This window comes from Mycobacterium sp. SVM_VP21, from assembly GCA_024758765.1.
Classification (GTDB): domain Bacteria; phylum Actinomycetota; class Actinomycetes; order Mycobacteriales; family Mycobacteriaceae; genus Mycobacterium; species Mycobacterium heraklionense_C.
Map to the genome: position 1 here is coordinate 2,235,324 of CP101406.1, position 12,928 is coordinate 2,248,251.

The 12,928-nt window shown below is 67.1% G+C and carries 9 protein-coding genes; 3 read left to right on the forward strand and 6 right to left on the reverse strand.

The window, feature by feature from the left end; translation table 11 throughout:
* The first annotated feature begins 58 nt into the window (after positions 1–58).
* The gene (locus tag NM962_10290; protein ID UVO14343.1) at positions 59–952 is read left to right on the forward strand and encodes a glycerophosphodiester phosphodiesterase; all 894 of its coding nucleotides are present in this window, start codon (positions 59–61) and stop codon (positions 950–952) included.
* On the opposite strand, the gene NM962_10295 is transcribed toward NM962_10290, so the two are convergent.
* The 4 genes from NM962_10295 to kstR are packed head-to-tail and all read right to left on the reverse strand — an operon-like array spanning position 949 to position 5,068.
* Complete coding sequence (locus NM962_10295) at positions 949–2,193, reverse strand: SLC13 family permease (protein UVO14657.1); 1,245 nt, start codon at positions 2,191–2,193, stop codon at positions 949–951. The two genes, NM962_10290 and NM962_10295, sit on opposite strands and share 4 nt — an antisense overlap.
* Complete coding sequence (locus NM962_10300; GenBank protein UVO14344.1) at positions 2,190–3,110, reverse strand: MBL fold metallo-hydrolase; 921 nt, start codon at positions 3,108–3,110, stop codon at positions 2,190–2,192. The genes NM962_10295 and NM962_10300 overlap by 4 nt, the downstream gene beginning before the upstream one ends.
* A 4-nt stretch (positions 3,111–3,114) precedes the next feature.
* The gene (locus tag NM962_10305; GenBank protein ID UVO14345.1) at positions 3,115–4,350 is read right to left on the reverse strand and encodes an MFS transporter; all 1,236 of its coding nucleotides are present in this window, start codon (positions 4,348–4,350) and stop codon (positions 3,115–3,117) included.
* 46 nt (positions 4,351–4,396) lie between these two features.
* Complete coding sequence (gene kstR / locus NM962_10310; GenBank protein ID UVO14346.1) at positions 4,397–5,068, reverse strand: cholesterol catabolism transcriptional regulator KstR; 672 nt, start codon at positions 5,066–5,068, stop codon at positions 4,397–4,399.
* Between the two features lie 218 nt (positions 5,069–5,286).
* Here kstR and NM962_10315 point away from each other — a divergent pair, with 218 nt between their 5' ends.
* Together NM962_10315 and glgB are read left to right on the forward strand one after the other, a co-directional pair.
* A complete protein-coding gene (locus tag NM962_10315; GenBank protein ID UVO14347.1) occupies positions 5,287–7,428 on the forward strand; it encodes an acyl-CoA dehydrogenase in 2,142 nt (713 codons plus the stop codon).
* A gap of 60 nt (positions 7,429–7,488) precedes the next feature.
* Entirely contained in the window at positions 7,489–9,735 is a 2,247-nt protein-coding gene (gene glgB / locus NM962_10320; GenBank protein UVO14658.1) for a 1,4-alpha-glucan branching protein GlgB, read from the forward strand.
* A 3-nt stretch (positions 9,736–9,738) separates the two neighbouring features.
* Here the strand turns inward: glgB and NM962_10325 are convergent, their stop codons facing one another.
* Both NM962_10325 and treS read right to left on the reverse strand, forming a co-directional pair.
* Complete coding sequence (locus NM962_10325; GenBank protein UVO14348.1) at positions 9,739–11,097, reverse strand: maltokinase; 1,359 nt, start codon at positions 11,095–11,097, stop codon at positions 9,739–9,741.
* Entirely contained in the window at positions 11,094–12,914 is a 1,821-nt protein-coding gene (treS, locus tag NM962_10330; GenBank protein ID UVO14349.1) for a maltose alpha-D-glucosyltransferase, read from the reverse strand. The genes NM962_10325 and treS overlap by 4 nt, the downstream gene beginning before the upstream one ends.
* Positions 12,915–12,928 lie beyond the last annotated feature (14 nt).

A 12,928-nucleotide genomic window follows, 5' to 3' on the forward strand; every position in this document is an offset into this window, starting at 1 on the left:
CGCTGCGGAGCGTTGCCTCCGCGAGCAGTCAGAGAATCGCATCAATCCGGCCAACTTCATGCGACTTTGCGTCTGCTCGGCGCTGGTTGTGGCGTCGGCGATGATGGTCGCGCCGATTGCCGGTGCCGAACCCGCGGGCTTCGATCTGCAGGCGCATCGCGGAGGCCGGGGCGAGACCACCGAGGAGTCGTTGCGCGCCTTCGCGAAATCGCTCGCGTTAGGTGTCAGCACCCTGGAGTTAGACATCGTGCTGACCCGCGACCGGCAGCCGTTGGTGTGGCACGATCCGGTGATCGAGCCGGCGAAGTGTGCCGACACCGGACCGGTGTTCGCCGGCGATCCCGATTACCCGTATGTGGGCAAGCGGGTAGTCGATCTCACCCTCGCCCAGATCCGAACCCTGGACTGCGGACACCTGCTGCCGGAATTCCCGGATGCGGAAGTGGTGGCGGGCAACGTGATCGCCACCTTGCCGGAGGTCTTTGCGCTCGCCGGTCACGCGGGCGTCCGCTACAACATCGAGACCAAGGTCGACGCCGAGAACCAGCAGCAGATCGTCGACGTGATCTTGGCGGCGGTGCGGACCGCCGGCCAGCTGGACGCCGTCGAGATCCAGAGTTTCGACTGGCGCACCCTGCCGTTGGTGCGGGCCGCCGAACCGGGCATTCCGTTGGTCGCGCTGTGGGAAGGGGGCCTCGACCCGATATCTGGGGCGGTGGCGGTCGGCGCCGACATTGTGTCCCCGGATTACTCGGTGGTGGATCGAGCATTCGTGGGACGTGCACATGCGGCGGGGCTGCGGGTGATCCCGTGGACGGTCAACGATGCCGACGCCATGCGACAGCAGATTGCCGCGGGAGTCGACGGGCTCATCACCGACTATCCGAGCCGGCTGCGTGCGGTGCTGGCCGAGCTGGGCATGCCGCTGCCGGCGTCGTACCCGAGCCGCTAGACCCCCAGCAGTCGTGCGCTCGCCCACAGTGCCAACACGGCCACCACCAGCGTGGCCGGAACGGTGCACAGCCCCAGGCGGGTGTATTCGCCGACGCCGGCCGGAACATCGTAGCGGCGCAACACTCGGCGCCACAGCAGGTTGGACAGCGAGCCCGGGTAGCTGAGGTTGGGGCCGATGTTGACCCCGATCAACACCGCCAGCACCGCGACGGGGCCGCTGGCTGCCACCAATGGCACCAGCACCAGCGTCGCCGGCAGGTTATTGACCACGTTGGCCAGCAGTGCGGCGACCGCGGCGATGCCCAGCAGCGCCGGCAGGCCAGATCCCGCGGGCAGCACCGCAGACATCTGGGCGCCCAGGCCGTTGTCGACGACGGCCCGCACCACCACGCCGAGGGCCAACACGAAAACCAGGAAGCCGGGGTTGGCGGCCCGCAGAATGCCGGCCGGGGTGCTGCGCCGCCGCGCCAGACCACGGGTGGCCAACACGGCCGCACCGGCGACGGCTGCCCATGCCGCCGGAACCCCGAATGTCTCGGCGACCACGAAGCCGGCCAGCGTCAGTCCCAGTACCACCAGCACGAACACTGGAACCGGGGGCGGGGGCCCGGCGTGCTGGTGCACCGGTGTGGCCCGCAGATCGGCCCGGAAAAACCAGCGGAAGATCAGGTAGACGACCGCGGTGGTGGCCAGCCATGGCGCCGCCATCAATGCGGTGAACCTGACGAACGACAGCCCGGCTTGGTTGAACGCCAGCAGATTGGTCAGGTTCGACACCGGCAACAGCAGTGACGCCGTGTTGGCCAGGTGCGCGGTCGCATACGCGTGTGGGCGCATCGGGGCGTGGCGGCGGCGGGCCATCATCAGTACCACCGGCGTCAGCAGCACCACCGTCGCGTCCAGGCTCAGCACCGCGGTCAGGCCGGCGGCGATGACGAAGACGCGGCGCAGCAGATGTTGCGGCGGGCCGACGTCGGCGCGTGCCATCGCCGCGCCGGCCGCCTCGAACAGGCCCTCGTCGTCACAGAGCTGCGCCAGCACCAGCACCGCGCCCAGGAAGACGACGACATGCAGCAGGGTGGCGGCTTCGGTGAGTGCGTCGTGCATCGAGATCGCGCCGGCGGCAATCAGGATGGCGGCGGCCGGCACCGCCGCGAACATCTCCGGCCAGCCCCTCGGGCGGGCCACCGCGAACCCCAGCACCACGGCAAGCAGCAGCAGCGCAAGAGCCAGGTTCAGGCCCACGGGTCCTCGCGACACCACACCGTCGGAAGGTGGAGTCCGACCCCGTCGGACTCGGCCAGCTCGGAGAGAACCCGCATCGTGAAGTTGAGATCGTCGCCGGCGTAGGGCAAGGCGCGCAGCGGCTTTGACAAGGGCAGGAAGAAGTCGTCCCAGTGGGTCAACACCACCGTCAACGCGCCGACGGCGCGGACCGTTTCGTTCCAGTAGTCGACCAGGTATTGCCGGGGCTGAATGCCGAGCTGGCCGATACCCAGGTAGACCACATCGGCGCTGCGGCCGGCCAGCGCCCCCGGGATGTAGCCCGCGCTGCCCATGATCAGCAGGTTGCGCCCCGAGGGGCGGTGGGACACCAACGCCGACCAGGCCTCACCGCACTTGTAGGCAGATGCTCGCACTGGTGGAACCACCGCCGCGGTGATGACGCCGGGGAACCGGTCTGGTGGGCAGTGTCGCGACTCGATGAGGGTGACGTCGTAGGCGCCCAACGTGATGGGCTCGCCCGAAGCCGCGACGATCAAGCGCTCGTCTGAGAGTCCTTGGCCCCGGCCGACATTGGCCGTCGACTCGCCACCCACCAGCGTCGCACCGGTACGTTCGGCCACCACAGCGGAGTCCAGCGCGTGATCGATGTGGGAGTGCAGGGGGATCACCCCCGCCAGCTCGTGCACGCCGGCTCGGGCCAGGCAGGCGTCGATGCGGGCAGCCGACGGCGACACCTTGCGCAGTGCCACCTGCGCCAGACTGGGGCGAGAGAAATAGCCGTCGGTCATCAGCGCCGAAGACCCGTCGTCGATCAGCAGGGTGGTCACGCCGAGCCACGTCACCGACAGCGGTGCGCCCGGCGCCGCGGGTGTGACGTCGAACCGGTCGGCGTACCGGCCGATGTCGGGGCGGCCGAGCTTGAGGCGCATCCGCTTAGGCTAACGGGGGTGCGGTGGCGCCGCTGCGTCTGGCCGTCTCGGGCATCGCGGTCAGGTAGAGCACGAAACCCGCGCCGGCTACCGCCGCCAGGGTGAAGAACGCCGCGTCGTAGCCTGCGGCCGAAACGATCTGGCCGGCGACGAAGTTCGACAATGCGGCGCCCACGCCCCATGCGGTAGTAATCGCCCCCAGGCTCACGTTGAATCGTCCGGTTCCGTGCGTGACATCTTGGACGACCAGCGGGAACAGTGCACCGAAGATGCCTGCTCCCACCCCGTCGAGCAACTGCACCCCGACCAGCCAGTAGGAGTTGTCCCAGACCGGGTAGAGCAGCCCGCGGACGGTCAGCACGGCGAATCCCACCAGGAAGATCGGCTTGCGACCCCAGACGTCGGCTTTGGCCCCCGTCAGATAGGCCACTGGCACCATGACCAGCTGGGCGGCCACGATGCACACCGCCATCAGCGCGGTGCCTACCTCGGTGTTGACCAGCGCCAGTTCCTGGCCGACCAACGGCAGCATCGCCGCATTGGCGAAATGGAACATCACCACCGTCACGGCGAACACCAGCAGGTGGCGGTTGCGCAGCAGCGCCGCGAATCCCGATGGCTGCCGATGGGGCTGGCCGGCCAGATGGTCCATGCCCCGGGCCACGTCGTGATCGATTGCCGACGCAGGGACGCGTAGGGTCGCCACGACACTGAGTGCAGCCATGGCGGCCAGCATCCAGAACACCACGATCGGGCCGTAGAAGTAGGCCAGGGCGCCGGTGGCGGCCGCGGTTGCGGCGTTGCCGGCGTGGTTGAACGATTCGTTGCGGCCAATACGTCTCGCGAACAGACGTGGGCCGACCACACCGAGGGTGATCGCGGCCAGCGCCGGTGCGAACACCGAACCCGCTATTCCGGTCAGCAACTGCAACGCCGCGATGCTGTAGAAGCCGGGGAACAGCGGCATCGCCAATGCCGCCGCTGTGATGGCCAGCGCACCGACCACCAGCAATGCTCGCTTGGCCGTGGTGCGGTCCACCAGCGCGCCCACCGGCGTCTGCGCCACGACCGCGGCGACGCCGCCGATCGCCATCACGAGGCCGATCGACGCCTGGTCCCAATGGTGGGTCACCAGCAGGTAGATCGACAGATACGGGCCGAGCCCGTCGCGCACGTCGGCCAGGGTGAAGTTCAACAGGTCCAGCGCGTGCGCCAGCCTGCGCGGGATCGGATCCGCCACCGGTTTTGAATCTGTCGAACCGGTCCGCATCTTCGTAGCGGTGGGGCTAGACCTTGGGGCTGTCGTCGTCGCCGATCAGCAGCCGGACTGCTAGGTCCAGCCGGGTGCTGAAATCGGTGGCCGACGCCCGTCGGGTCAACCAGGCGAGCAGATTGGACAGCCACACATCCGAGATCACCCGGGAGATGTGGTACTGCTCCTCGGTCGGTTCGCCGTCGCTCATGGCTCCGGCGAACATGCCGTCGATCAATTTCTGGACATGGTCGACCTCGCCGGCCGCCGAGGCGTCGGCGAAGACATATGCCCGGGTCATCGCCTCGGTCAGCAGCGGGTTGCGCTGCATGGCGCGGTTGAGTTTGTTGACCACCAGGTTCAGCCGTTGGTGGCGGGTGGTTGCGGCGAACGTCGCCGGGTCGGTCTTGGTGTCCACCCGCGCGATCTCTCGGCCCATCGCCGAGACCAGGAGGTGAACCTTCGACGGGAAGTAGCGGTACAAGGTGCCGACGGCCACGTCCGCGCGGTCGGCGACGGCACGCATTTGCACCGCGTCGTAGCCGCCTTTCGAGGCGATCGCCAGCGTCGCGTCGAGGATGCGCTTGCGGCGTTCGCGCTGCGCTTCGGAGCCCAGGTCGGATTCAGTCAGCACAGCGACGTTGACCACCTCGCGTGGTTGGCTGCTCGATCCGCGGCCTGTGGTGCCCCCAGCTGGTGATGACATGTGCTGCGCGGCTCCCTCCGTCGATCTACTGGCCCATAACGATACGCACCGCGCAGTTGAATTTTCCTACTCCCGACATCGCCCGGACCCAATGTGTCCAGCCACAACGGTTCGACTTGACGCTCGCACGCTGGCACTATTAGAACACGTTCTAGTGGATGGTGGGGGCGTTCGTGACCCGCCTCTCTCAAGCCCGTTTCGACCCGGAGGAGCCCAGCGTGTCAGTGAGTACCACGGAGACCAGTGCCGCCGAACAGCTCGCTGCCCGCGAGTTGGTCCGCGACTGGGCCGCCGCCGCGGGCACCGCCGAGGCGATACGTGCTGCGGAGTTAGGTGAAACCGATTCCTGGCGAGCCGTTTTCGCGCGCCTGGCCGACTTGGGCCTGTTCGGTGTGGCGGTGCCCGAGGAGTCCGGCGGGGCCGGTGGGCGACTCGAGGACCTGTGCGCGATGGTCGATGAGGCCGCCAAGGCCCTAGTCCCCGGGCCGGTGGCGACTACCGCGCTGGCCACCCTGGTGGTCACCGATCCGGAGCTGGTCGAAGCTCTGGCAGCCGGCGAACGGGTTGCCGGGGTGGTAACCGACCCGTCCGCGGCAGCGGTGAGCTTCGACGCCGCGACCGGCCAGGCCTCCGGCACTGCCGAGCGGGTGCTCGGCGCCACCGCCGACGGGTTGCTGTTGCTGCCGGCCGGTAAGGCGGGGGACACCTGGATACTGGTGGACGCCCGCGCGGACGGGGTGCACGTCGAGCCCCTCGCCGCCACCGACTTCTCCCGACCGCTGGCCAAGGTGACGTTGACCGCAGCGCCGGCAGTGGTCCTAGAGGCCGGCAACCGGGTAGAGAACCTGGTGGTCACGGTGCTGGCCGCCGAGGCCGCCGGGGTCGCCCGCTGGGCGTTGGACACCGCGGTCGAATACGCCAAGGTGCGTGAACAGTTCGGCAAGCCGATCGGCAGCTTTCAGGCCATCAAGCACCTCTGTGCGGAGATGCTGTGCCGGGCAGATCAGGCCGCAGTGGCGGCCAGCGACGTGGCGCGCGCCGCATCCGACCCCGATGACCAGCAGTTCACGATCGCGGCCGCGGTTGCCGCCGCGATCTGTATCGACGCCGCCAAGACCAACGCCAAGGACTGCATCCAGGTGCTCGGCGGTATCGGCATCACTTGGGAGCACGACGCGCACCTGTACCTGCGCCGGGCCTACGGCATCGGGCAGGCGCTGGGCGGGCCGCAGCGGTGGCTGCGCCGCACCGCCGCGCTGACCCGCGACGGCCTGCGCCGCCGGTTGGAGGTCGACCTCGGTGAGGCCAGCGACGTCCGGCCCGAGATCGCCGCGGAGGTGGCGCGCATCGCGGCGTTGCCGGCCGACCAGCGTCAGGTGGCGCTGGCCGAATCGGGTCTGCTGGCGCCGCACTGGCCGGCTCCCTACGGACGCGCGGCCGGCCCCGCCGAGCAGTTGGTGATCGACCAGGAACTCGCCGCGGCCGGCGTCGGGCGTCCCGACCTGGTGGTCGGCTGGTGGGCAGCCCCGACGATTCTCGAGCACGGCACGCCCGAGCAGATCGAGCGCTTCATCCCGGCCACCCTGACCGGCGAGGTGTTCTGGTGCCAGCTGTTCTCCGAGCCCGGCGCCGGCTCGGACTTGGCGGCGCTGCGCACCAAGGCGGTGAAGGTTGACGGCGGCTGGCGGCTGACCGGTCAGAAGGTGTGGACGTCACGTGCCCACGACTCGCAATGGGGCGTCTGTCTGGCCAGAACCGATGCCGAAGCGCCGAAGCATAAGGGCATTACCTACTTCCTGGTCGACATGGCCGCCGAGGGCATCGACATCCGGCCGCTGCGGGAGATCACCGGAGAGGCCCTGTTCAACGAGGTCTTCCTCGACGACGTGTTTGTTCCGGACGAGATGGTGGTCGGCAACGTCAACGACGGCTGGCGGTTGGCCCGGACCACCTTGGCCAACGAGCGCGTCGCGATCGCCGGCGGCACCGCGCTGGGCAACCCGATGGAAGAGCTGCTGCGAGCCCTCGACGATCGGGAACCGGACACCGCCACCGCCGAGCGGCTGGCCCGGCTGATCATCGCCGCGCAGGCGGGTTCGCTGCTGGATCAACGCATCGCCCAGCTCGCTGTCGGCGGCCAAGACCCTGGCTCGGAGTCCTCGGTGCGCAAGCTGATCGGGGTGCGCTATCGCCAGGAGCTGGCCGAGTTCCGGATGGATGTGGCCGAGGGCGGCGGCGCGGTGGCCGGACGCGAGGTGCACGACTTCCTCAACACCCGGTGCCTGTCGATCGCCGGGGGCACCGAGCAGATCCTGTTGACGCTGGCCGCTGAGCGGCTACTGGGGCTGCCGCGCGGGTAGACCCGCCGTTCGCATAGCTTCGGCCCGCCGCGGGTATCCCAGTCGGAAAGACGCAAGTCGATCCGACGAACAGGGAGCTCGGTGCTGGACCGAATCGAGGGCGACCGGCTGTTGTCCGGTGCCCATCACGACCCGCACGCGATCCTCGGTGCCCACGACAACGGTGAACGCACCGTGATCCGGGCCCTGCGCCCGGGCGCGAGTGCCGTGACGGTTCTGGTGGGCGGTGACCGGATCCCGATGCAACACCTGGCCAACGGGCTGTTTGCCGCGACACTGCCCTTTGCGGGCCTGATCGACTATCGGCTGCAGATCGATTATCCCGGCGCCGCGGAACCGCACGTGGTGGCCGATGGGTATCGCTTTCTGCCGACGCTGGGCGAGATCGACCTGCACCTTTTCGCCGAGGGGCGACACGAACGGCTGTGGGAGGTCCTTGGCGCTCATCCGCGCACGTTCACCACACCGGACGGGACGGTGACCGGTGTGTCGTTCGCGGTGTGGGCGCCCAACGCCAAGGGAATCGGGTTGATCAGTGACGTCACCGGCTGGGACGGTATCGGAGCGCCCATGCGGGCACTCGGCTCTTCCGGTGTGTGGGAACTGTTCTGGCCGGGATTTCCGATCGACGGTCTGTACAAGTTCCGGGTTCACGGCGCAGACGATATGGTTACCGAGCGGGCTGACCCGATGGCGTTCGCAGCCGAAACCCCGCCGCACACCGCTTCACGCGTCACCACCAGTCGCTACACCTGGAGCGACAGCGACTGGATGAATCGGCGTGCCACCGCTAATCCGGCCTTCGAAGCGATGAGCATCTACGAAGTGCACCTCGGGTCCTGGCGCCCTGGGCTCAGCTACCGGCAGCTTGCCACTGAACTGACGGACTACGTTGTGGAGCAAGGGTTCACCCACGTCGAACTGCTGCCGGTTGCCGAGCACCCATTCGGCGGATCGTGGGGCTATCAGGTCACCTCGTACTACGCGCCGACCGCGCGTTTCGGCACGCCCGACGATTTCCGTTGCTTGGTCGACGCGCTGCACCGCGCCGGCATCGGAGTCATTGTGGACTGGGTGCCGGCGCACTTTCCGAAAGATGCCTGGGCGCTGGGTCGGTTCGACGGCACCCCGCTGTATGAGCACGCTGATCCGCGACGCGGTGAGCAGCTCGACTGGGGAACCTACGTGTTCGACTTCGGTCGACCTGAGGTGCGCAACTTTCTGGTGGCCAACGCGCTGTACTGGCTGCTGGAATTCCACATCGACGGGCTACGGGTGGACGCCGTGGCATCGATGCTCTACCTGGACTACTCGCGACCCCAGGGCGGCTGGACGCCCAATGTCTACGGCGGCCGCGAGAACCTGGAGGCGGTGCAGTTCTTGCAGGAGATGAACGCCACCGCACACAAGTCGGCGCCCGGCATTGTCACCATCGCCGAAGAGTCGACCTCGTGGCCCGGTGTGTCGAGGCCGACCAGCCTTGGCGGGCTAGGTTTTTCGATGAAGTGGAACATGGGCTGGATGCACGACACCCTCGCCTTTCTCGGTCACGACCCGGTGCATCGCTCCTACCATCACCACGAGATGACCTTCTCGATGCTCTACGCCTACAGCGAGAACTTCGTGCTGCCGATCAGCCATGACGAAGTGGTGCACGGCAAGGGCACGCTGTGGAGCCGCATGCCCGGCGACGACCATGCCAAGGCGGCCGGGGTGCGCAGCCTGCTGGCTTATCAGTGGGCGCACCCTGGAAAGCAGCTGTTGTTCATGGGCCAGGAGTTCGGCCAGCGTGCCGAATGGTCCGAGGAACGCGGGTTGGACTGGTTCCAGCTCGACGCGCAGGGCGCGCAGGACGGGTTCTCCGCCGGAATTCAGTGCCTGGCCCGCGATCTCAATTCCGTCTACCGCGGCCGTCCCGCGCTGTGGAGCGAAGACATCAGCCCGGCCGGCTATTCCTGGATCGACGCCAACGACTCCGCCAATAATGTCCTGAGCTTCCTGCGTTACGCGTCGGACGGATCAGTGCTGGCGGCGGTGTTCAACTTCTCCGGTGTGGCCCATACCGACTACCACCTCGGTCTGCCGTTCGCGGGCCGGTGGAACGAGATACTCAACACCGATGCCGTCGATTACCACGGCGGCGGCGCAGGCAATTTCGGTGGTGTGGACGCCGTCGACGAGCCACGTCACGGGCGCCCGGCCTCTGCGGTGCTGGTGCTGCCGCCACTGTCGGCGTTGTGGCTGGAACCCGCTAGCGATCACCGTGCTGATGGCGGTGATCCGCTTCGCCCGGCTCCGCCGCGCTAGCGATCACCGCTCGCTGAGTCGACTCAGCGCCCGCAGCGGAATCGGTAGCCAGGCGGGCCGGTGCCGGGCCTCGTAGCCGGCCTCGTAGACCGCCTTGTCCAATTCGTAGGCGGCCAGCAGCGCTGCGTAATCACGCGGGTCGGTGCCAGACTCCGCCCCGTAGCCCTCGCAGAAGGCGCTGCGGCAACGGTCCAGCCACTCACGGGCCCGGGTGGCCAGTTGCCGGTCTTGGCCGTCGCGGGACAGGTCGGCCAGCTTCCCGTACGCGGCGTACTCGTAGGACCGCAGTACGCCGGCGACATCGCGCAGCGGCGAGTCCGGCCTGCGACGTTCCGACAACGGCGCGCCGGGCTCGCCTTCGAAGTCGATCAGCAGCCATCCGTTCGGGGTGCGCAGCACCTGGCCCAGGTGCAGGTCTCCATGGACTCGTTGCACAGTGATGGTCTCGCCGGCGAGTGCGGCGAATCGCTCTTCGATAGCAGCCAGGTGGGGGCGTACTTCGGGTACGTTCTGCGCGGTCGCCGACAACCGCGACAACAGCACACCGGCAGGGAAGACCGACTGCGAAGTGCCCAAGGTGTCGGCAAGTGTCCGGTGCACCGATGCGACAGCTTCGCCGAGTCGGTACGACTCACCGGCGAAATCGCCGCCCACTTCGTAGGCGTACAGATCGGCTTCGGCGAACAGGTCGCGCACGCTCGCGGTGGCCATCGCCCAACCTTCGGCGGAGTTCATCGCGTACTCGCTGACCATGCCCAGCGCGTAGGGCAGCGCGCCAGAGTCGCCCGGCAACTCAATCTGGTAGGAGCCGAACAGTCGCGGCACGTGGGGGTTGGCGGCTCGGCCCAGCGCTGCGTTGAGTTCGATGTCCGGATTGATCCCAGCTCTGATTCGCCGGAACACCTTGAGGACCACTTTTTCCTCGACGATGACGCTGGTGTTGCTCTGCTCGGCTTCCGATACGCGAGAATCGGCGCGAACCGGCAGCGTCACCCCCGGCTCCGGAGTGAATGTGACGTCGCCCCGCTGGGCTGACGAATCGATCAGTGACAACAACACTCGGGTTGCCGCGGCGTCATACAGTGCGTCGGAGGCGGTATGCCCCCCGTGGGTTCCGATCGTCGCGATCTGGGCGTACTCCGGTGCCAGGTCCACGTCCCAGCTGACTATCACTTGGTAGCGATCGGCGGTGCCGTCGGTGTAGCCGACGTCGATCAGCACCAGCTGCAGTCCGCCCCCCAACTCCACCACGAGGAGGGGATCTGCCTGCACCAGTTGCCTATTCCGCCCCGCGTACCAACGTCGGGTCGGCAGCCATTCCGCCCACGGCAGGCCCGCTGGTTCGCCGGTGCCACCAGTCATGACAGGTCCTCCCTCGGCTCGCGTGGCTCGCATAGCTGAAACCAGTAGAAGCCGTGCCCGGGCAGCGTGAGTAGGTACGGCAGTTTTCCGATTCGGGGAAACTCCACCGAACCGGTGAGTTCTACCGGTATGTGGCCGTCCCAGTGCTGCAGATTCAACTCGATCGGCTGGGGAAACCGGGACAGGTTGTTGACGCACAAGACCGTGTCCCCCTGGACGCGCGCATTGCCGCCGGAGATTTCTCGCACCATCTCCCGCACGAAGGCCAGCACCGACGGATTGGACCCGCCCAGTTCGCGGAATCCACCGAGGGCGAAGGCTTCGTACCGGCGTCGAATGGCGAGCATCGTGCGGGTCCAGTTGAGCAACGATGCGGAGGTGTCTCGTTGCGACTCGACGTTGACGGACTGATGACCGTAGACCGCGTCTTGAATGGGCGGCAGGTAAAGGCGGCCGGGGTTCGCGGTGGAGAAGCCCGCGTTGCGGTCGGGTGTCCACTGCATCGGGGTGCGCACCGCGTCGCGGTCGCCGAGCCAGATGATGTCGCCCATCCCTATCTCGTCACCGTAGTAGAGGATCGGGGAGCCGGGTAGCGACAGCAATAGAGCGGTGAACAGTTCGATCTGGTTGCGGTCCTTGTCCAGCAGTGGGGCCAGCCGGCGCCGGATTCCCACATTCGCCTTCATCCGCGGGTCTTTCGCGTATTCGGCGTACATGTAGTCACGCTCGTCGTCGGTGACCATCTCCAGGGTCAGTTCGTCGTGGTTACGCAGGAAGATTCCCCATTGCGCCAGGTGAGGTATCGGTGGTGTCTGCGCCATGATCTCCGAAATCGGGAAGCGTGACTCGCGTCGCACCGCCATGAAAATGCGTGGCATCAGCGGGAAGTGGAATGCCATGTGGCATTCATCGCCACCGGTGTCTGGGTTGCCGAAATACTCAACCACATCTGTGGGCCATTGATTGGCTTCGGCCAGCAGAACCCTGCCAGGGAACTCTTCGTCGACCACCTTGCGGCAGCGCTTCAGGAAATCATGTGTCTCGGGCAGGTTTTCGCAGTTCGTTCCCTCTCTTTCGAACAGGTACGGCACTGCGTCCAAGCGAAACCCGTCGATGCCGAGGTTCAGCCAGAACCGCAGCACGTCGATCATGGCCTCTTGCACAGCCGGGTTGTCGTAGTTCAGGTCGGGCTGGTGGGAGAAGAACCGGTGCCAATAAAACTGCTTGCGTACCGCGTCGAACGTCCAGTTGGACTCCTCGGTGTCGACGAAGATGATTCGGGCATCGGCGTACCGTTCGCTGGTGTCACTCCACACGTAGTAGTCGCCGTGGGGGCCGTCCGGGTCTTGCCGCGACTGTTGAAACCAGGGGTGGCTGTCGGAGGTGTGGTTCATCACCAGGTCCGTGATAACCCGGATGCCGCGCCGGTGCGCCGCGTCGAGCAGTTCGACGAAGTCATCGACCGTGCCGAACTCCGGCAGCACCTTGTAGAAATCCCGGATGTCATAGCCGCCGTCGCGCAGCGGCGAGTCGTAGAACGGCGGCAGCCACAGACAGTCGACGCCGAGCCATTGCAGATAGTCCAGCTGCTCGGTCAGGCCCCGCAGGTCGCCGATGCCGTCCCCGTTGGAGTCGTAGAACGCCCGGACCAGCACCTCGTAGAACACCGCTCGCTTGAACCAGACGGGATCCGCGGGCAGGGCCGCGGCATCGCCGAAGTCGTCCGCGCTCGGGTGCTCGACGATGCCGTCCTCGACATGGCTACCCGCCCCGGGGTCTAGGTCCTGACCAAATTCATCGTCAGCGTCGATGGCCATATTTCGACATGTAC